The organism is Glaciimonas sp. GG7 (genome assembly GCF_052976905.1).
Window position 1 is genome coordinate 1 of the sequence record NZ_JBRIIQ010000056.1, and the last position, 20,224, is coordinate 20,224.

A 20,224-nucleotide genomic window follows, 5' to 3' on the forward strand; every position below is an offset into this window, starting at 1 on the left:
TAAGGATATTCGCGCAGCGATGGAGCAGGCCGAGCAACATCTGGCGATGGGCAAGCACACCATTTTGTTCGTCGATGAAATTCATCGCTTCAACAAATCCCAGCAGGATGCATTGTTGCCCTACGCGGAATCGGGCTTGGTGACCTTCATTGGCGCGACCACTGAAAATCCTTCGTTTGAGGTCAATTCGGCCTTGCTTTCGCGCGCACAGGTCTATGTTTTACAAGCGTTGAGCGATGATGAGTTGAAGCAATTACTCGCCCGTGCGCAAGAGCGCGTGCTGGCGCATTTGCAGTTTGATGAGGCCGCTATTGAGACGCTGATTGGCTATGCCGATGGCGACGCCCGGCGACTGCTCAACTTGCTCGAGCAGTGTAGCGCTGGCATCAAAGCATCCGGTAAGACGCAAGTGACGTCGACGTTTTTAGAGAACGCGCTGATGCTCAATGCGCGACGCTTCGATAAAGGCGGCGATAATTTTTATGACCAGATTTCTGCGCTACATAAATCGGTGCGTGGCTCCAATCCCGATGCTGCGCTGTATTGGCTCTGCCGCATGCTCGATGGCGGCGCAGACGCTAAATATTTGTCGCGCCGTATCGTGCGCATGGCGTGGGAAGACATTGGTCTTGCAGACCCGCGTGCGATACAAATTGCGAATGATGCGGCCACGACGTATGAGCGTTTAGGATCGCCCGAAGGTGAGCTGGCGCTTGGACAGGCGGTGATCTATCTGGCGATCGCGGCTAAAAGCAATGCCGGTTATAACGCCTTCAATCAGGCGATGGCGTTTGTAAAGCACGATAAATCGCGTGAAGTTCCGGTCCATTTGCGCAATGCGCCGACTAAATTAATGAAAGAGTTGGGCTATGGGCATGCATACCGTTACGCTCACGACGAGCCGAATGCCTATGCGGCCGGAGAATCCTATTTACCCGAAGATATGCCTGAACCCGGCTGGTATGCGCCAGTGCCGAGGGGTATGGAAGTCAAGATTGCCGACAAGTTGACATGGTTACGCGAGCTTGATAAGAAAGCGCGTGGGGAGTAAGGGTTCAAGCGCCCAATGAAAGTCATCGGGCGCAAAAAACCTTCTCTTTCAAATGGCAAAACAGCTCATTGCTGACACTCAAGGCGGGGCTGTGCAAGCACCCGCGATGGCATCATCAATGGTGTCCACTGTGCAGACTTGCAACTCCCCCTTGACCATCAGGCAGAGCGATGCGGTTATTTTGCATCATGCCCTGATCTTCATGATCGAGGATGTGGCAATGCAAGACAATATCTCCGATATAGCGCTCGTAGCGTGTTCTTACTATGATCGTGTACTTTCCCCCTTTCTTTGGGTTAGTCGGATCGTTGGGGTCAGTCGTATTTTTTACATACAAGGTATCTTTCCATACACCTTTCATACCAACGTATTGCGAATCCCCTTTGTCCGGATCTACGCCATCGTCACCGCTGATATCGACACCTTCTGGTGTCAAAATTTTGACGATTTGGAAGGGATTGACATGGATGTGGAAAGGGTGGTCGGCGAACTCCGAACTGAGGTTCCATTCATCAACACCGCCTAACTTTAATACCCTGTCTATCCGTGACGGGTCGTAAGGTTGGCCGTTGACTTCATAGACCAAAGGTTCTTTTGTCGTGTCAATGTTAAAGGTTAAGGTTTGCTTGCCGGTCACTTCAGATGCGTCAATGGTACGGTGCGGCACAAAGCTGCTCAGCTTAAGTCCATCCTTGAGTTCCTTGACCACCTTGTTTCTGACGGCGAGAGGATAATTCGCTTTCGCGGCTGCGATTAATGTTGTTTGCAGGTCGCTGATAACGTCACCTTTGATCGGCATACCTGCTTCAACTTCAACTAGCAATGAGGTTGTGGTTAGCATCGCCAGCTAATTCGGTATGGGCGAGGCCACCGTAGATCGTGTTTTAGCGGCCGAAAAGAGTGCTAAATGATCAACGTAGAATGAGGGTCTGTTTAGATGGCAAAGTTGGTCGCTATATGCAATCTACGTCTGGTTGGTTCACGTAAACATATGTCTTGCATATGCTAAGAATGGCTATTACATTGCATTTGTTAACCATATGCAGGAGTAACGTTATGCGTACTGTCTCCATTTTTAAAAACGGCAAGAATCAAGCAATTCGCTTCCCCACCGATATGTCTTATGACGATGTCGGTGAGCTGGAAATTACGCGTAACGGTGACACCATCACCCTGCGCCCTGTTCGACCGAGCTGGTTATCGCTGGCTGAATTGCCGAAGGCTGATGCGGACTTTCTGCAAGAGCGTCAGAGCGTTATTGGCGATGAAGGCAGGTTTAATCTGTGACCACGTACATGCTCGATACCTGCATTTGCTCTTTCATCATGCGTGAGCACCCAGTGTCTGTTTTGCGGCGATTAGCCGAAGAGGTTGCGCAGAATAATCGGATCGTCATTTCTGCAATTACCTACGCCGAAATGCGTTACGGGCAGATCGGCAAGAAGGCCTCGCCGAAGCACAAAACGCTGGTTGACGAATTCGTGAAGCGTCTCGATGAGATCTTGCCGTGGGGCCAGGCCGCTGTTGACGCGACGGTAGGGGTGAAGAACCAACTCACCAAGGCAGGTTTGGTCATTGGTGAGAACGACACAGCTATAGCTGGTCACGCGATTGCTTCGAAGTGTGTGGTGGTCACAAACAATGTGCGTGAACTTAGCCGTGTGCCTGGCCTGTCTTACGAAGATTGGGTTCACTAAGGAACATCACGCATGAAAGTGCGGAGGCAACTTCATTAGAATGGATGAATTTTCCGAGGTCTACGCCGCGCAAACGACAGGTCATTTCAACAGCGCGGATAACCTGCCAAGCTCCCCCTCTTTTGCATGCTCTCCAGCCGCACCGGCCATTTATCGATACCGGTTACACTACTCGGTATTCTGCGCCCTGAGCGGCGCGACATCATGGAGGTCACTTAATGAGCACTACAAATTCATACACCCCACCAAAAATCTGGACCTGGGATCAGGAAAGCGGCGGCAAGTTTGCCAGCATCAACCGGCCGGTTGCCGGTGCCACGCACGACAAGGACTTGCCGGTAGGTCGCCATCCGCTACAGTTGTATTCGCTGGCGACACCGAATGGCGTCAAGGTGACGATCATGTTGGAAGAGTTGCTGGCGCTGGGCCACAGTGGTGCCGAGTACGATGCATGGCTAATTCGCATCAGCGATGGTGACCAGTTCGGCAGTGGATTTGTCGGTGCCAACCCAAACTCCAAGATCCCGGCGCTGTTCGATCATAGCGGTGCAACACCGGTGCGGGTATTCGAGTCTGGTGCGATTCTGCAATACCTGGCCGAGAAATTTGGGGCTTTCCTGCCCGCTGGCGGCGCAGCGCGCGCCGAATGCCTCTCCTGGCTATTCTGGCAAATGGGCAGTGCGCCGTTTCTTGGCGGAGGCTTTGGTCATTTCTATGCCTACGCGCCGGAGAAGTTCGAGTACCCGATCAACCGCTACGCGATGGAAGTCAAGCGCCAACTGGATGTGCTGGATCGTCGGCTGTCAGAGCAGCGCTTTCTGGCGGGAGATGACTACACCATCGCTGACATGGCGGTATGGTCATGGTATGGGATGCTGGTCAAAGGTCAGCTTTACGAGGCAGGCGAGTTCCTCGGCGTGCACGAATACAAACATGTATTGCGCTGGGCCGACGAGATTGCGCTGCGTCCGGCGGTCGAGCGCGGGCGCAAGGTCAATCGTACCTGGGGTGAGCCTTCTGGCCAGCTGCCCGAGCGCCACGACGCCAGCGATTTCGATCTGCGCACCCAAGACAAGCTGGGTCCGTCCGTCGAGAATAGGCCATGATTCCTATACGACTGGATCAGGAACCGCTGTACCAGTTATATCCCTGGTCTTCCCAATAGCCACCGGGGTTTTCATTGGTGACGAAGAGCGCTGCGATGTGCTTGGGATTCTTGAAGCCGAGCTTGGTCGGCACGCGCAGTTTCAACGGATAGCCATACTCGGCGGGTAACGGCGAAGTGCCGAAATCCAATGCTAGTATGGTCTGTGGATGCAGTGCGGTGGCCATGTCGATGCTGGAGTAGTAGCGGTCTGCACATTTGAAGCCGACATATTTTGCAGTGGTATCGGCACCGATATGCGCCAGAAAAGTGCGAAACGGGACGCCGCTCCATTGACCGATGGCACTCCAGCCTTCAATACAAATATGGCGCGTGATTTGCGACTCTTGCGGCAATGCCCTTAATTGGGCCAGGTTCCAGCTACTCTTGTTACGCACCAGTCCTGAGACTTCCAGCGCATAGGTCGCACCATCGATTTCGGGTGCCGAATCAGCATCATAAAAGGCATTGAATGGAAATGGCTTGGTAATCATGCCAGCCGGATAGGTCTGCGCCAGATGATTGGGGCGAAACAACAGACTTTGTACCCGGTCATTCCAGCGCGACATGGCCCACAATACTTTGTCGACATGATCGCCGTCCTGCAGATTGCAGCCAGTCAGCAGCGACAATGCGCCCAGTGACAGTCCCGAGCGCAGTAACAGACGGCGCTGTAGTTGCACCAGCTCCGGTTGCAGTTCACTGTTTTTCGGGGTCTGTTTTTTCTTTTCGCTCATGATTGCTGCCCGGTAAATTTTTTGTCGGCGTCACGCGGAGCCCGTCCGCTCAGCATAGGCAGCAGTGTGCTCGGGACGATCAGCACCAGCACAAGATGCAGTAGCACAAAGGCGACGATGCCAGCCATCGCTATAAAGTGGACGCGGCGGGCAATATCGTAGCCGCCAAACAGGTCAACCAGAGTGTCCAGCTGTACCGGTTTCCAGATCGACAGACCTGACGCTACCACCAGCACGCCGAGCAGCAATACGCCGATGTACATCAGGCGTTGCACGGTGTTATAGACGCCGGGCTGATGTGCCAGCCTGAAGGTCAGCGCATCCTTTATATCGCGCAATAGCGGGCGCAAACCTAGCGGCAGGAACTGGCGATGGAAATGACCACTCAGCAAGCCATAGCCAACATAGATCAAGCCGTTGACGACCAATAGCCACATGGCTGCCAGATGCCAGGCAATCGCTCCGCCGAGCCAGCCGCCGAGCGTGGACCAGTGTGGAAAATTGAAACTGAACAGCGGCGAGGCATTGTAGATACCCCAGCCGCTCATTACCATGCAGACGATGGCAAAGGCATTCATCCAGTGCACTAAGCGCACCAACAGTGGATGAACGATGCGGCGGGATTTGTCGGCAGTCGCCATGAATACACCTTATCTGGAATCGGTGCGGGCAGCCGGGCTGCCCGCGTTACATCACCTTATATCGTTTTACATCGCCTTACCTCATTACATCGGCGGCACTACGCCGTCGATACCAATGAGGCCACGACTTACCACCTCGCTACCATCGGCTGCCTTGACGAGAACGAATACGCCATGGGCTCCAGGCACCAGCAAGCTGCGGTCACCCTTGTTGAGACTGACGATAGGGACATCGGCCGGAACCACGATTTTCTTTTCACCATCCGGATACTTGACGGTGATGGTACGGCCGCTGGTGACGACGACATCGCCGACGGTACCGTTGGTCATCGTGCTTTTCTTGCCCAGGTCCCAGGCGTAATGCCCTTCTCCAGACTTCATGCCAGCTGGAAAGACGGTCACTTCCAGCGCCTTCAGGCTGCCATCCGGTAGCGGTATGGCAGCGCTACCGATGAAACTGTCTGACTTGATATCGGTGATGGCGGCATGACTGACCGAAAGCAGCCCGACGTCAGGTGCGAGTTTCAAGGTCAGTTTCTTGCCGGCTTTGGTGCTCACTTCGAGACTGTCGGCGTTGACTTTTTCAATGGTGGCGCGTACCCGGGTCGGTGCCGCGGCAGTCTGGGCGATTGCGGTGCTGCCATAAGCGAGGAAAGCCGATGCGGCCAGTACCGGAACAAACCGGCGTAAGAATTGTGCAGTTGTCATGAAAGTTTTCAGTTGGTTGCTGGAAACTCGATAGTAGACGTCTCGAAGTGTCTTATTGGTGACAGTTGCATGACAATATTGTCATTATTCCTGGCGTACGAATTGATAGAATGGCGCCCTTACCATCAAGGAACCCGCATGGCTATTCTCGTCATCGAAGACGACCCCAAGACTGGTGCCTACCTCAAGAATGGTTTGCGTGAATCAGGTTATGCGGTCGACCTGATTCGTAACGGCAGTGACGGTTTGCACATGGCGCTAGAGAATGCCTACGACCTGGTGGTGTTAGACGTCATGTTACCGGGCACTGACGGCTGGAAGATCATGAGTGCGATCCGCGCCTGCGGCGATATGCCAGTCATCTTCCTGACCGCGCGCGACCATGTGAACGACCGCATACGCGGGCTGGAGCTGGGTGCCGACGACTATCTGGTCAAGCCATTTTCGTTTACCGAACTGCTGCTGCGTATACGCACTCTGCTGCGCCGCGGTGTCATGCGTGAGGCGCATGCGCTGGATTTTTTTCAGGTGGCCGATCTGCAGCTTGATCTGTTGCGGCGCAAGGTCACGCGTCAGGGCATCGATATCGTCCTCACCAACAAGGAATTCCTGCTGCTGCATCTGCTGGTCAAACGCCAGGACGAAGCATTGTCACGTACCGTCATTGCTTGCGAAGTGTGGGACATGAATTTTGACAGCGATACTAACGTTGTCGACGTCGCCATCAAGCGCCTGCGCGCCAAGATCGACAACCCGTTTGATCGCAAACTGATTCATACAGTGCGCAGTATCGGCTACATGTTTTCCGAAAACCCATGAAATCCTGGCAAACCCGCTCACTGACTGCACGTGTCTCTTTGTTGTTCGCGCTCATTGCCTGCGCCATCGTGACCAGTCTCGGCATGTATCTGTATTCGTCGACCCGGCAGGCGCTGGAAATGCGTGCCGATTATGCGTTGATTGGCCGGGTGACGCATTTCCGTACGCTGCTGCACGATCTCTATACCGTCAAGCAAATGGAAGATCGGCCAGCATTGTTTGAAACCATGCTGGGCAGCGAGCAGGACGTACTGATGTTCGCTTATCCGGGTCAGGTGCCGTTCGTACGCGTCAATCCTGACAACATGACGCCGCCATCAATGGTGCCGGTGGGTTTGGAGCTTTCGTTGAAGCTGGCAGCACTGCATACCGGTGAACGCGCCGATGGTGTACGCGTGCGCTGGGTCTCAGCCGAAGCAGAAGTAGGGACTGATGGCCCCAAGATAGTGATCGTCGCTGCCCACGTGATGACGCAGGAATCGCAACTCCTTTCCGCCTACTATTGGCAGGTGGTCGGTGCCGCTATCACCTCGGTGCTGCTGACAGCGCTGCTCGGCTTCCTGGTGCTCAGGCGCGGCTTTCGGCCGTTGACTGCGATGGCCGGGCGCGCCGCCGAAGTCAGTCCGACCAATATTGCGATACGCTTGCGCGAAGCAGACGCGCCGCAAGAGTTGCGGCGGCTGGCAGCATCTTTCAATGCCATGCTGGACCGGCTTTCCGACGGCTATGACAGCCTGTCGCAGTTTTCTGCCGACCTCGCGCACGAGATTCGTACCCCCATCGGCGCCATGATGGGGCAGACTCAGGTCACGCTGAACAAGGACCGCAATGCTGCTCAATACCAGCAGGTACTGGAATCGAATCTGGAAGAACTGGAACGCCTGAGCCGCATCGTCGAAAATATCCTGTTCCTGGCGCATGCCGACCACGCTGGTCTGGCTGTCGAAAAAACTCCACTGATGCTGGCCGATGAGTTGCACAAAATAGCCGAGTATTTTGAAGGCTTGGCCGAAGAGCGCAACATCAGATTGGTGGTGGATGCCAGCAGCGAACTGCACGTCAATGCGGTGATGTGGCGGCGCGCGGTCAGCAACCTGATGGTCAACGCGGTGCGCTATGCGTTGCCAGGAAGTACCGTGCGCTTAAGCGCTAAGCCGCAGGCGCACGGCACATGGGTTGAAGTGGAAAACCACGGCGATCCGATCCCGCAGGAACAGCTGGACCGCTTGTTCGACCGCTTTTACCGCGGCGATCAGTCGCGCAGTGAATTCACCGAATCGAATGGTCTGGGACTGGCGATCGTGCGTGCCATCATGCTGGTGCATGGCGGCAGCGCCGAAGTAAGTTGTTCAGCGGCGGGATTGATCCGTTTTAGGCTGTATTTCCCGCAGACGCTGTAAAACGGTCTGTTCCATAGTTATCGCGTCGCTCAGGTAGACTGCCGCCTTTGAAAAAAGGGGGAGCCGACATGCTTGCCGCTTCGATTACAGGAGCCACCGCTTGATCAGCCGCGCTATGCGTTCGGTCCCGGCAAGGCGTCATGATGGCCGCTACCGATAGGGGGAATGTCATTTTCGAGTAAGTGCGCCGCGTCGTGTACGCCATAAGAAAAAATTATAGTGGGACTACAATTTTTTCTTGACTGGAATTGTAGTGTGACTATAATTTCCCCCTCTTTACCCGGTTATGAATATAAACAAAATGATCCAAAGTGATCGACAGGTAAAGAAGCGGAGACAAACATGGCAGTACCCCAACTAGGTAAAACTATCCGTGCGCGGCGACATGCCGTGCAGAAAACGCTTGTGCAGATTGCGACCGAAACCGGTCTGACTGCGGGCTTTATTTCACAGGTCGAGCGTGACCAGACCATTCCTTCCATTACCTCTTTAGTCGTTATCGCAAAGGCGCTTGGCGTGCCGATTGGCGACCTTATTACACAGCCAGAACAAGCCCAGCCAGATTCCTATCACGACCAGCGGCAAGCGTATTCGGTGGCCAGCGGACCGGTGCGCTATGAGCGTTTATCGACGGTTTTTCCCGGCAGCCGCGTGCATTCGGTGAAGTTCACCATGCCGTCCGGATACAAGTCAGAAATGGTGTCGCACGAAGGCGATGAAATGGTGTTTGTATTGAGCGGACAAGTCGAGTACATCGTTGGCCAGAAGCAATACCTGCTCAGCGTCGGCGATAGTCTGCATTTCGACGCCAATATTCCGCATACCGTTGAGGCGCTAACCCACAAAAGCAAGCAGGCCGAGTTGTTATGGGTCGGCACGGCGCAATTATTCGAAGGGCTGAGCGGGGTTGATGCGCTTGAAAAAGCAGGCCACGGCACTAACGGCAGATTGTCAGGCGGTACCGAATTTTCTTAAGTCGGTATGGCTTTTGCTTCACTATTTTTATTCCACCTAATGGCATTGTTTGAGGAACGGCATGTTTGAGAGCACACAATACGCGGCGCGCCGTGACCAATTGCGGCAGCAATTTACATCCGGATTGTTGTTGATTCCTGGTAATAGCCACGCGTCGATGAACTATCCGCACAATCATTATTGGTTTCGCCAGGATTCGTCGTTCTCCTATTTCTTCGGCCTCAATGATGCTGATCTGATCGGCGTCATCGATATCGATGGCGGCCGCGATATTTTGTTTGGCGATGATCCGGATATTGACGAAGTCGTCTGGACCGGGCAGCAACCATCGCTTGCCGAACGGGCAGCTACAGTTGGCGTGGTCACAGCTAAGCCCGTTGGCGCACTCAAGGACATCATTGCCGAGGCGCGCAGCCAGCAGCGCACGATACACTATTTGCCGCCGTATCGCGGAGAGTCGATTCTGGCCTTGTCGCGCCTGTTGGACTGTACGCCAGAGCAGGTCCGCGCCGGTATCTCGCCAGGTCTGATTGCCGCCATCATCAGTTTGCGTGAAATCAAATCGGAAGAAGAAATTGCCGAAATAGAACGCGCGCTAACAATCACTAAAGAAATGCACGTAGCCGCCATGCGGCAAACCAAGCCCGGTAAATATGAGTACGAGGTCGTTGGTACGATCGAGGGCATTATGCGCAGCCACGATTTGCACGGCGCTTATCCGGTCATTTTTACCCAGCATGGCGAGATATTGCATAGCCGCGATCATAGGGAGCAACTGGTCGCCGGTACCTTGGTGGTGAACGATTCCGGCGTCTCAAGCAGCCTCGGTTATGCCTCGGATATCACCCGCACCATTCCTGTAGGCGGCAAATTCAGCCCGCGCCAACGAGCTATCTACGACATCGTTTTGGCCGCACAACAACGCGCCATTGCCGCCATTGCTCCCGGCGTGGCCTATCTTGCGATCCACAAACTGGCCGCGCTGGTGATCGTCAAGGGTTTGTCTGCGCTGGGATTTTTTAAGGGCGATCCGCAGCAGGTCGTCGATTCTGGCGCTTACGCGATGTGCTTCCCGCACGGTCTTGGTCATCAGATGGGGCTGGACGTGCATGATATGGAAGGTTTAGGCGAAATGGCGGTTGGCTATGACGCCAGCGTTAGCCGTAGCAACTTGTTTGGGATGCGCAATTTGCGTCTGGCAAAACCGTTGCGCACTGGCATGGTGCTGACCGTTGAACCGGGCATTTACTTTATTCCAGAGCTGATTAAACGCTGGCGCTCCGAGGGACGCCATGCTGACTTGATTAACTATGCGCGGTTTGCTGAATACATGGATTTTGGCGGCATTCGGATCGAAGATAACGTTCTGGTGACGGCAACCGGAGCGCGTGTGTTGGGGCCTGCCATTCCTAAAACGTGTGAAGAAGTAGAAGTAGTGATGGCGACGTAGTGCAGTAGAGAGTATTGTTAAAAAAATCACAATCTTGCAATATCAACCTATAGTTAACTTAGGAAATCAATGATGATGAAAAATGCAAAATTTGCAGCCAAACTAGGTTTAGTCGCCGTGCTGAGCCTGTGTGCCGGTCTGGCTTCGGCCCAAGCCAAAAAGACGCTGGTGTATTGCTCAGAGGCTAGCCCGGAAGGTTTCAGCCCGCAGTTGTATACCACCGGCACCACTTTTGATGCCTCTGCCAATCCGATCTATAACCGTCTGGTCGCTTTTGATCTTGGCACCACAACGATCAAGCCATCATTAGCAGAATCATGGACCATCTCCGACGATGGCCTGACTTACACCTTCAAATTACGCAAGGGCGTGAAGTTTCATAGCAACGCAAAATTCAAACCAACGCGTGACTTTAATGCCGACGACGTTGTCTTCACTTTTGACCGCATGGGCGACCCTGCCAATCCGTACCACAAGTTAGAGCGTGGCCAGACTTTTGGCTATTACCTCGACATGGGCCTCGATAAAATCATCGATAAAGTTGAAAAAGTCGATGACAACACGGTGACTTTCAAACTCAAGCACGCAGAGTCGCCGTTCCTGGCCGATCTGGTGATGTATTTTGCTTCGATCTACTCAGCCGAATATGCCGGACAGATGCAAAAAGCTGGCACGCCGGAACTGCTGGATCGCGATCCGATTGGCACTGGCCCGTTTGAATTTGTGTCGTATCAAAAAGACGCCGTGATTCGGTACAAGGCGTTTGATCCGTATTGGGATGGTCGTGCAAAAATCGACAATCTGATCTTTGCCATTACGCCCGATGCATCGGTGCGCTATGCCAAGTTGAGGGCCAACGAATGTCAGGTCATGTCCTATCCAAAACCGGCTGATCTGGCCGCGATGAAAGCCGATAAAGACATCAATCTGATCGCAAAACCCGGCATGAACATTGGCTACATCGCCTTTAACGTCGAGAAAAAACCGTTCGATAACAAGTTGGTGCGGCAAGCATTGAGCATGGCGATCGATAAGGAAACCATCCTTAAAACGGTTTATCAAGGCGCAGGGCAGGCAGCAAAAAATCCGATCCCGCCGACACTCTGGTCCTACAACGACAAAATCAAAGACTATCCCTTTGATCTGAAAAAGGCCAAAGAGCTACTCACCAAAGCCGGTTATCCAAATGGGATGGAAATCGAAATGTGGTATCTGCCGGTACAGCGTCCGTATAACCCCGACGGCAAACGGATCGGCGAGCTGATCCAGTCCGACTGGGCCAAAATTGGCGTTAAAGTCAAACTGACTACCTACGAATGGGGCGAATACCTCAAGCGGAGTAAGCAAGGCGATCAACAATCGTTGATGTTCGGCTGGTCTGGCGACAATGGCGACCCGGATAACTTCTTCGGTAATTTGCTCAGTTGTGCAGGCATCACAGGCGGCGGTAACGTTGCACGCTGGTGCGATAAGGACTTTGATGCGTTGATCTTAAAAGCCAAGCTGGTCTCAAAGCAAAGTGATCGTGCTGCTTTGTATGAAAAAGCCCAGGTCATAGCGCATGAAGAAGCGCCGTGGATCAACATTGCTCACTCGGTCGGTTACGTGCCGGTACGCAAGAATGTGCTCAACTTTAAGATCCCGGCAACGCCGTATGGGTTTTATTTTGAGAAGGTTGATTTAGCGAAGTAAGGCGTTTAATGGCAAGAGGGGGGGTAGGGATGCACCCATTTCTTGCTATGAGTGCGTTTATATTTTGGATTTGTAAAGATCACAAAAACCGTTCGGACTGAGTAGGCACAAAGTGCCGTATCGAAGAATCGCCGAAGCATGCAACTACTTCGATACGCCCTGATGGGTACCTCAGTACGAACGGGTTTTTTGAATGTAAATGTTAATACGTGCTAACTGGCATTATTAAGTAACCGTCTTAGTCACCACAAACGGTCATTCAGGCCACGTTAAACGGCTAGTCGTCTCACCCTTCGACTAGCCGATTTAGCAAATATGTATTTTTACTGGAACAGGTATTTCCTATGTTTGGTTTTCTCCTGCGACGCGCAGCCTTGGTCATTCCGACCTTTCTCGGCATTACATTGCTGGTGTTTTTATTGATCCATCTGATTCCTGGCAATGTCGTCGAGGCGATATCTGGTGAGCGCGGCATGGACCCGATCCGCTACGCCCGGATGATGAAAGAATTCGGTCTGGATAAGCCGCTGTACGTGCAATATTTTTCTTATTTATGGCAGGTTTTTCACGGCAATCTTGGGATGTCCGTGACGACCCATGAATCTGTATTAACAGAATTTCTCACGCTGTTTCCCGCCACGCTAGAACTCGCTACCTGCGCCATGTTGCTGGCTTTAGTGATCGGCGTACCGGCCGGTATTTTGGCGGCGATTAAGCGTAATACCGTACTCGATTATTCCGTCATGGGCGCGTCTCTTACCGGCTATTCCATGCCGGTGTTCTGGTGGGCGTTGCTGCTCATTTTGTTGTTCTCCGTGACGTTGGGCTGGACTCCGGTTTCCGGGCGCATCGATTTGTTATTCGATATTCCGCCAGTCACCGGCTTCATGCTCATTGATAGTTTGCTGGCGGGCGATCATGGCGCGTTTAAATCCGCGCTATCGCATTTAATCCTGCCGACGATTGCACTGGGCACCATTCCGCTGGCGGTGATTGCACGCATGACCCGCTCGGCGATGCTAGAAGTTTTACGTGAAGATTATGTTCGAACCGCCCGCGCCAAAGGTTTGTCGCCGTGGCGCGTGATCGGGATTCATGCGCTGCGCAATGCCTTGATTCCGGTGGTCACCGTGATTGGGTTGCAGGTCGGCACCTTGCTGGCTGGCGCGATTCTGACGGAAACGATTTTTTCATGGCCCGGCATCGGCAAGTGGTTGGTCGGCGCGATTCAGCGTCGTGATTATCCGGTTGTGCAGGGCGGTATTCTGCTTTCCGCCACCATTATTATCATCGTCAATCTGGTCGTAGACCTGTTGTACGGCGTGATTAATCCTCGCATTCGACACAACTCATGAGCACTCCGACCTCTCTTCAAGCTAGCCCGACTAGCACTCCTAAAACAACTACGGCCAGCGCGCCGCCCCATGCCTTGCGCGAATTCTGGGGCTATTTCAGTCAGAATCGCGGCGCCGTCATCGGGCTGGCCGTGGTGTGTATTCTGGTCTTCTGCGCCTTGTTTGCCGATGTGATTTCGCCGCATTCGCCGATTGAGCAATTCCGCGACGCAACCTTGCAACCACCGGTATGGCAAACCGGCGGATCGGCCAAGTTTTTACTCGGCACCGATCCGGTTGGGCGCGACATGTTGTCGCGGCTGATTCATGGCAGCCGTCTTTCTTTAGTCATCGGTTTGGTTTCCGTATCGCTGTCACTGGTGCTCGGTATCGTGCTCGGTTTGATGGCCGGATACTTCCGTGGCTTGGTTGAAGTGGCGATCATGCGCTTGATGGACATCATGCTGGCGCTGCCGAGTTTGCTGCTGGCGGTGGCGGTCGTGGCCATTCTCGGCCCCGGATTGATGAACGCCATGTACGCGATTGCGATCGTGATGTTGCCGCACTATGCGCGCCAGACGCGTGCTGCTGTGATCGGTGAACTATCCAAGGATTACGTCAGTGCATCGCGCATTGCCGGTGCCGGAACCGCGCGCATTATGTTTAATTGCGTCTTGCCGAATTGTGCAGCGCCCTTGATCGTGCAGGCAACTTTAGGATTTTCGACTGCGATTCTGGACGCTGCGGCGCTCGGTTTTCTGGGCCTTGGCGCGCAACCGCCGACACCTGAGTGGGGTTCGATGCTGGCCAGTGCCTTGGAGTTTATCCAAAGCGCCTGGTGGGTCGTGACTTTTCCCGGGCTGGCGATTCTGCTCTCGGTACTGGCGTTCAATCTGATGGGTGACGGGCTGCGTGATGCGCTCGATCCGAAATTGAAGCGCTAATTCAATCATTACTGAAGCGAGTAGTCACATGGCATTACTAGAAATTAAAAAACTCAGCGTTGCGTTCGGCGCGACAAATACGCCTTTCATCGCCGTCGACGGTCTTGATCTGACAATTGAAGCCGGTGAAGTCGTCGGCATCGTCGGCGAATCCGGCTCGGGAAAAAGCGTCACTTCTCTGGCGTTGATGGGATTGATCGATTACCCGGGGCGTGTCAACGCCGAGCGCATGGCGTTTGATGGTGCAGATTTATTGGCGATGTCGGACAAACAGCGTCGCAAGTTGCTGGGCAAAGACATCGCGATGATTTTTCAGGACCCGATGACCAGCTTGAATCCCTCTTTCACGGTCGCCTATCAATTGATCGAAACCTTGCGCGTGCATCAGGGCGGCTCGGATAAAGAACTGCGTGAGCGCGCACTGGGGTTGTTGAAACAAGTCGATATTCCCGACCCGGAACGCCGCCTCGACGCCTATCCGCATCAACTCTCCGGCGGCATGAGTCAGCGCGTGATGGTCGCCATTGCGATTGCCTGCAATCCGCGCTTGTTGATCGCCGATGAGCCGACGACAGCGCTGGACGTGACAGTGCAAGCGCAAATGCTGGAACTGCTGTTGCAATTGCAGCGTGACCGCGGCATGGCCTTGATGTTGATCACGCATGATTTAAGTGTGGTTGCGCAAACCGCTCAGCGCGTCGTCGTCATGTATGCCGGGCAAGTATTGGAAACCGGTTTGGTCCCGACTATTTTTCAGGCCCCGCAGCATCCGTACACGCAAGCGCTACTTGCCGCGCTGCCTGAGCACAATATTGGTCGCGATCGCTTGCAAACGATTCCCGGTGTTGTGCCCGGTCTTTACGACAGGCCGACCGGTTGTCTGCTCAGCCCGCGTTGCCGTTACGCCGTAGCGCGTTGCAGTGAGGAGCGCCCGCCACTCAGCGGCCCCGCCGGATCGCAAGTACGTTGTCATTTTCCACTGGACAGGAACGGTCAGCCGACCAATGGCTGGATACCACCCCAGTCCAAAGAATCCATCAATAGCGGGGCCGCAGCATGACCACTACAACGAACGTGTTACTCGAAGCCAAAAATCTCAGTAAGCATTACAACGTCTCGCAAGGCTGGCTCAAACCGAAAGCCACCGCCAAGGCATTGGACGGCGTGTCGTTTAGTCTGAGCCCCGGCAAAACCTTAGCCGTCGTCGGCGAATCCGGTTGCGGAAAATCCACGCTGGCGCGTCAGATCACGATGATCGAGCCACCAAGCGGCGGCGAGTTATGGATGGACGGTGCCAACATCGCCGACGCCGATCGCACCACGCTCAAGCGCGTGCGGCCGTTGGTGCAGATGGTGTTTCAAAATCCCTACGCCAGCCTCAATCCGCGTAAAAAAGTCAGCAGCATGTTAGAAGAGCCGCTGATTATTAATACCGATCTGAGCAAGTCGCAACGTGCCGAAAAAGCGCAGGCGATGATGGCTAAAGTCGGCCTCCGCCCTGAGCACTACAATCGTTTCCCGCACATGTTCTCAGGCGGTCAGCGTCAGCGCGTGGCGATTGCACGCGCGTTGATGCTGGACCCCAAGGTCATCGTTGCTGACGAGCCGGTCTCGGCCTTGGATGTCTCGATTCAAGCGCAGGTATTGAATCTGCTGATGGATTTGCAGGATGCCAGCGGCGTGGCCTATTTGTTCATTTCGCATAATCTGTCGGTGGTAGAGCTGATCGCTGACGAAGTGCTGGTGATGTATCTGGGCAAAGCGGTTGAACACGGTGCGAAAAAAGACATTTTCAGCCGCCCCTTGCATCCTTACACCAAAGCGTTATTAGCCAGCACGCCACGCCTTGATCCGGCGCAGCGTCAGCAAAAAATGATGCTGCCAGGAGAATTGCCATCGCCGCTTGCACCGCCGCCGGGCTGTAGTTTTAATAACCGTTGTCCGCATGCGACGGAACTTTGCCGGCAACAAGTGCCCCCTCTGGAAGAGTTTGAGGGGCGGCTGGTGGCTTGCCATCGGGTTGCTGAGATTAATTAAACGCAAATTCGGTCAGTGTTTACAACTGTCGAAATACAGGCTGGTCTTGGTACAATGGCGGATTGTTTTTTAGTGACTTCACTTTACGTCCGCCTATCCCATGATCGACATCCAACTACTCCGCAAAGACATCGCCATCGTAGCCAGCCGTCTGGCTGCACGTAAATTCCAGCTTGACGTCGACGCCTTCAACGCGTTGGAAGCCGAGCGCAAGCACATTCAGACCCGCACCGAACAATTGCAAAGTCAGCGCAATACGCTCTCCAGGCAAATTGGCATGCTCAAAGGCAAGGGCGAAGACGCATCGACGGTCATGGCGCAAGTCAACAGTATTGCCGACGAACTAAAGGCTTCGGCAATCGGCCTCGATCAAGTTCAGGATCAACTCAGCAAGTTTCTGGAAAGTATTCCAAACCTGCCGCATGAATCGGTCCCCGTCGGTATCGACGAATCCGGCAACGTCGAAGTGCGTAAGTCAGGGACGCTGCCAAGTTTTGATTTCGAAGCGCGCGATCACGTTGATGTCGGTGCTGGTGTCGGTCTGGATTTTGACGTCGCCGCCAAACTTACCGGCTCACGCTTCTCTGTCATGAAAGGCGGCATCGCTCGTCTACATCGTGCGCTAGCGCAATTCATGCTCGATACACATACCGCCGAGCATGGCTACACCGAGTGCTATACGCCTTACATCGTCAACGCCGACTCACTGCGCGGCACCGGCCAACTGCCAAAATTTGAAGAAGACTTATTCGCTGTCAAAAAAGGCGGACAAGAAGGTGAGCAGGGCGCAGACAGCGCCGCCCTATATCTGATCCCGACCGCCGAAGTGCCATTGACCAATCTTGTGCGCGACGAAATCATCGCCGGTGAAAAACTGCCACTCAAGATGACCGCGCACTCACCATGTTTCCGCTCAGAAGCGGGCAGCTACGGTCGCGACACCCGCGGCATGATTCGCCAACATCAATTCGATAAAGTCGAAATGGTCCAGATCGTCCATCCGGATACATCCTACGCAGCCCTCGAAGAAATGGTCGGCCACGCCGAAGTCATCCTTCAAAAGCTCGGCCTGCCGTACCGCGTGGTTTCACTATGCACCGGCGACATGGGCTTTGGCGCAGCAAAAACCTACGACCTGGAAGTTTGGTTACCAGCCCAAAATACCTACCGCGAAATTTCATCGGTATCGAATATGGAAGCGTTCCAGGCACGCCGCATGCAAGCGCGCTTTCGCAATGCCCAAGGCAAAACCGAACTGCTACACACCCTCAATGGCTCTGGTCTTGCAGTAGGGCGCACGTTGGTCGCGGTGTTGGAAAATTATCAGCAAGCTGACGGCAGCGTTGAAATACCAACGGTGTTGCATCCGTATATGGGCGGTATTACGCGTTTAACGCCGACGGTTTAAAGAGGCAAAATCGGCGTTGAAACTATGTACCACCGATCCTGCTAAAGAAGGCAAATATGGATGTCAATCCTATTTGCCGACAAGGCTTAAAAAGGCGTTTCAGGGATAAGATACTCTGCTATAATATTGTGCTTTGCTGCAGACCACGCAGCAAAGCACCAATAAGGAGAAGTGGCAGAGTGGTCGAATGCGCCAGACTCGAAATCTGGTTTACAGTTATGCTGTAACGTGGGTTCAAATCCCACCTTCTCCTCCAGAATCAATGACTTACGTCAACTCAAACGCTCCTTCATCGGGGCGTTTTTTGTTGGTGGTGGGGGAAATATTGACCATCATGGGGATTTCTTCCCTATTTTGCTTACCGCAACGGTCAACGTATCGATCGCCAAATGTGAATATCTTTGTGTACTTCTCGGGTCTTTATGCCCAAGCACTCGACCTACTGTATATAGGTCAACTCCGGCATTAATTAATTCACTGGCTGCGCTATGGCGCAGATCATGAAATCGTATGCCGGGTATCCCACACCGCACTCTGGCCGCCATAAATGAACGCTGAATAGTAATCTTTGGCGTCTCCCGATTAAGCCTGCGAACGCAAACTAAAATTCGTGAGTGTATGGTGAGAATACGGGGGGTCTAGGTTTAAATAGAACGTTCGCTCCTTAAATTGGTTTGATGAAAACTTAGCACCGGCCGAAATGCTCTGGTGCATGCATGTGTACAGCGCAGCAGTGTTGGCCGATTTTGGTGTGGTGAAATTGTTGCTGATCACGGCGGACGGTGACGGAATAGATGATCAATGTCATCCCTGTGTAAGAATGGTCGCTTGTGGTCGACGATGACCGTTCATAGAAAATATAAGATGAGAGTAATTAGTACTTTTTTGCCTACGGCAGATTGGGAAGAGCCGGAAAATCAGGTTCCGTTGATGGCCTTTGATACCCTTATAGACGATAAGAATGTTGTGGTTGGCCTTATTGTCGGAAAAACAATCGGACCAATGGTGGGGAAAGCGTATGTAACGCTACGTGGTCTGAAAATTATCAGGCGCGTTATCGAGCAGCAACAACTTGTTCATGCGACGGCGATGCCGCCTGTCTTTGCACAAATGGAAGACGTCGATATCGCACGGGACCAAGTACGTGAATTGTTGCGTGAAGCACCCCATCAGTCGGCATTGGTATTGGTGTGTGGAAACGATGAAATTTATGAGGCTGTGTTTCCCGCGTTGTGTGTTAATTTCCAGTCCCCGAATACTTCTATGATGCAGTGAAATGTCAGTGCTGCCCATGTTTCAGCTGCCGGAGTCATTCAAGGCGCTGTTCAAGCCAGCCAACCATTTTTCTGCAATATAATTTTCAGATGTAAAGAAACAAAAATGACAACCACCGAACTCCCTTTCCGAGCAACAACAGCCCAAGCCTGCCACTGGCTAAGCGAGCAAACCGCTGCGCCATGGACCTTAGCGCGCATGATAGAAAGCGGTTTGATTCCCTACGTCTGGCTGGACTACGACCCCGATTATCCTGCGTTATTTGGTGACGCCAACGGCGGTTATGCAGCGCCGATTTTTTTTGAGGGCGACACGCAACGCCTTGCTGCCGGAAGCGCCGATGTGCTGATTACGATGACGAAGGACGTCTATAGAATCGTGGCCAAGCTCAACCCTCCTGGCTTTCGGCGGGATTTGCATGAATTGCGTTTTCTGAAGAAGGATCTGGAGCGCCTAGTGACTAAGCTGAAACGCGAAGCTGAACCTAAACCCGAGCTAGAATTAGTCGACGTTGAGACCGTAAAAGAGTCTCAAGCCGGCATCAGCAAAGAGCAGGTATTAATTGCATTTTCCAGTCTGATGAAAATTGATTTAGGACAGGCCCTCGACAGTGCCGGGGGCATATTTGGCGATGATGGTGCAAGGGTAAAAAGCAGCACAAAAAAATCAAAAAACAAGATTGTGTGGAATCCGGTTACGTTGGCGCTGGGGTTAAATGATGTCTATCGGGTGTCGATGCCACATCTGAAAAGAGCATTTAATACGCATGATTTTTTGGACGTATGGGCTGAGGACTGGAACCATACTTTGGTAATTTTGGGCAAATAAAGAAACACACCATTTGAAACTGTTTGCCCCATCTGTCTGAGCGGAAGTATTTTAGCGGTGGGTGTCCCGTCCTAAAATAGGTTT

The 20,224-nt window shown here is 53.2% G+C and carries 21 protein-coding genes and 1 tRNA gene; 17 read left to right on the top strand and 5 right to left on the bottom strand.

Annotated features, from left to right (window positions below; genetic code table 11):
* On the top strand, positions 1-1,051 hold a 1,051-nt coding region (locus ACVBEF_RS13495; protein ID WP_447124463.1), incomplete at its 5' end, for a replication-associated recombination protein A.
* A gap of 115 nt (positions 1,052-1,166) precedes the next feature.
* Here ACVBEF_RS13495 and ACVBEF_RS13500 read toward each other — a convergent pair.
* A complete protein-coding gene (locus ACVBEF_RS13500; protein WP_447124464.1) occupies positions 1,167-1,892 on the bottom strand; it encodes a multicopper oxidase domain-containing protein in 726 nt (241 codons plus the stop codon).
* Between the two features lie 215 nt (positions 1,893-2,107).
* Here ACVBEF_RS13500 and vapB point away from each other — a divergent pair, with 215 nt between their 5' ends.
* From vapB to yghU, 3 genes are all read left to right on the top strand, one after another.
* Positions 2,108-2,338, top strand: a complete 231-nt coding sequence (gene vapB, locus ACVBEF_RS13505; RefSeq protein ID WP_447124465.1) for a type II toxin-antitoxin system VapB family antitoxin — start codon at positions 2,108-2,110, stop codon at positions 2,336-2,338.
* An 8-nt stretch (positions 2,339-2,346) separates the two neighbouring features.
* Complete coding sequence (locus tag ACVBEF_RS13510) at positions 2,347-2,748, top strand: type II toxin-antitoxin system VapC family toxin (protein ID WP_447124487.1); 402 nt, start codon at positions 2,347-2,349, stop codon at positions 2,746-2,748.
* Between the two features lie 218 nt (positions 2,749-2,966).
* Positions 2,967-3,854 (top strand): glutathione-dependent disulfide-bond oxidoreductase, encoded by an 888-nt coding sequence (yghU, locus tag ACVBEF_RS13515; protein WP_447124466.1) that lies wholly within the window; start codon positions 2,967-2,969, stop codon positions 3,852-3,854.
* A 16-nt stretch (positions 3,855-3,870) separates the two neighbouring features.
* On the opposite strand, the gene ACVBEF_RS13520 is transcribed toward yghU, so the two are convergent.
* The 3 genes from ACVBEF_RS13520 to ACVBEF_RS13530 all read right to left on the bottom strand — a co-directional run bounded on the left by ACVBEF_RS13520 (position 3,871) and on the right by ACVBEF_RS13530 (position 5,978).
* Positions 3,871-4,629 (bottom strand): molybdopterin-dependent oxidoreductase, encoded by a 759-nt coding sequence (locus tag ACVBEF_RS13520; RefSeq protein ID WP_447124467.1) that lies wholly within the window; start codon positions 4,627-4,629, stop codon positions 3,871-3,873.
* Positions 4,626-5,270 (bottom strand): cytochrome b/b6 domain-containing protein, encoded by a 645-nt coding sequence (locus ACVBEF_RS13525; RefSeq protein WP_447124468.1) that lies wholly within the window; start codon positions 5,268-5,270, stop codon positions 4,626-4,628. The genes ACVBEF_RS13520 and ACVBEF_RS13525 overlap by 4 nt, the downstream gene beginning before the upstream one ends.
* A gap of 84 nt (positions 5,271-5,354) precedes the next feature.
* Positions 5,355-5,978 (bottom strand): hypothetical protein, encoded by a 624-nt coding sequence (locus tag ACVBEF_RS13530; protein ID WP_447124469.1) that lies wholly within the window; start codon positions 5,976-5,978, stop codon positions 5,355-5,357.
* A 138-nt stretch (positions 5,979-6,116) separates the two neighbouring features.
* Here ACVBEF_RS13530 and ACVBEF_RS13535 point away from each other — a divergent pair, with 138 nt between their 5' ends.
* The 11 genes from ACVBEF_RS13535 (at position 6,117) to ACVBEF_RS13585 (ending at position 18,293) form a co-directional block, all read left to right on the top strand.
* The gene (locus tag ACVBEF_RS13535; RefSeq protein ID WP_447124470.1) at positions 6,117-6,797 is read left to right on the top strand and encodes a heavy metal response regulator transcription factor; all 681 of its coding nucleotides are present in this window, start codon (positions 6,117-6,119) and stop codon (positions 6,795-6,797) included.
* Positions 6,794-8,197, top strand: a complete 1,404-nt coding sequence (locus tag ACVBEF_RS13540) for a heavy metal sensor histidine kinase (protein ID WP_447124471.1) — start codon at positions 6,794-6,796, stop codon at positions 8,195-8,197. The genes ACVBEF_RS13535 and ACVBEF_RS13540 overlap by 4 nt, the downstream gene beginning before the upstream one ends.
* Positions 8,198-8,539: 342 nt before the next feature.
* Entirely contained in the window at positions 8,540-9,172 is a 633-nt protein-coding gene (locus ACVBEF_RS13545; RefSeq protein ID WP_447124472.1) for a helix-turn-helix domain-containing protein, read from the top strand.
* 61 nt (positions 9,173-9,233) lie between these two features.
* Positions 9,234-10,622 (top strand): aminopeptidase P family protein, encoded by a 1,389-nt coding sequence (locus ACVBEF_RS13550; RefSeq protein ID WP_447124473.1) that lies wholly within the window; start codon positions 9,234-9,236, stop codon positions 10,620-10,622.
* A gap of 72 nt (positions 10,623-10,694) precedes the next feature.
* On the top strand, positions 10,695-12,314 hold the full coding sequence (locus tag ACVBEF_RS13555) for an ABC transporter substrate-binding protein (RefSeq protein ID WP_447124474.1): 1,620 nt from the start codon (positions 10,695-10,697) through the stop codon (positions 12,312-12,314).
* 344 nt (positions 12,315-12,658) lie between these two features.
* Entirely contained in the window at positions 12,659-13,669 is a 1,011-nt protein-coding gene (locus ACVBEF_RS13560; RefSeq protein ID WP_447124475.1) for an ABC transporter permease subunit, read from the top strand.
* Positions 13,666-14,592 carry an ABC transporter permease subunit gene (locus ACVBEF_RS13565; protein ID WP_447124476.1) on the top strand — a complete coding sequence of 309 codons (927 nt, stop codon included), beginning with the start codon at positions 13,666-13,668 and terminating at the stop codon, positions 14,590-14,592. The genes ACVBEF_RS13560 and ACVBEF_RS13565 overlap by 4 nt, the downstream gene beginning before the upstream one ends.
* Positions 14,593-14,620: 28 nt before the next feature.
* A complete protein-coding gene (locus tag ACVBEF_RS13570) occupies positions 14,621-15,652 on the top strand; it encodes an oligopeptide/dipeptide ABC transporter ATP-binding protein (RefSeq protein ID WP_447124477.1) in 1,032 nt (343 codons plus the stop codon).
* Positions 15,649-16,629 carry a peptide ABC transporter ATP-binding protein gene (locus tag ACVBEF_RS13575; RefSeq protein WP_447124478.1) on the top strand — a complete coding sequence of 327 codons (981 nt, stop codon included), beginning with the start codon at positions 15,649-15,651 and terminating at the stop codon, positions 16,627-16,629. The genes ACVBEF_RS13570 and ACVBEF_RS13575 overlap by 4 nt, the downstream gene beginning before the upstream one ends.
* 100 nt (positions 16,630-16,729) lie before the next feature.
* On the top strand, positions 16,730-18,037 hold the full coding sequence (gene serS, locus ACVBEF_RS13580; protein WP_447124479.1) for a serine--tRNA ligase: 1,308 nt from the start codon (positions 16,730-16,732) through the stop codon (positions 18,035-18,037).
* Between the two features lie 165 nt (positions 18,038-18,202).
* Positions 18,203-18,293: transfer RNA gene (locus ACVBEF_RS13585), tRNA-Ser, on the top strand.
* 76 nt (positions 18,294-18,369) lie between these two features.
* On the opposite strand, the gene ACVBEF_RS13590 is transcribed toward ACVBEF_RS13585, so the two are convergent.
* Positions 18,370-18,666 (bottom strand): tyrosine-type recombinase/integrase, encoded by a 297-nt coding sequence (locus ACVBEF_RS13590; protein WP_447124488.1) that lies wholly within the window; start codon positions 18,664-18,666, stop codon positions 18,370-18,372.
* A gap of 235 nt (positions 18,667-18,901) precedes the next feature.
* Here ACVBEF_RS13590 and ACVBEF_RS13595 point away from each other — a divergent pair, with 235 nt between their 5' ends.
* Positions 18,902-19,312 (top strand): hypothetical protein, encoded by a 411-nt coding sequence (locus tag ACVBEF_RS13595; RefSeq protein WP_447124480.1) that lies wholly within the window; start codon positions 18,902-18,904, stop codon positions 19,310-19,312.
* Positions 19,313-19,417: 105 nt separating this feature from the next.
* Entirely contained in the window at positions 19,418-20,140 is a 723-nt protein-coding gene (locus ACVBEF_RS13600) for a hypothetical protein (protein WP_447124481.1), read from the top strand.
* Positions 20,141-20,224 lie beyond the last annotated feature (84 nt).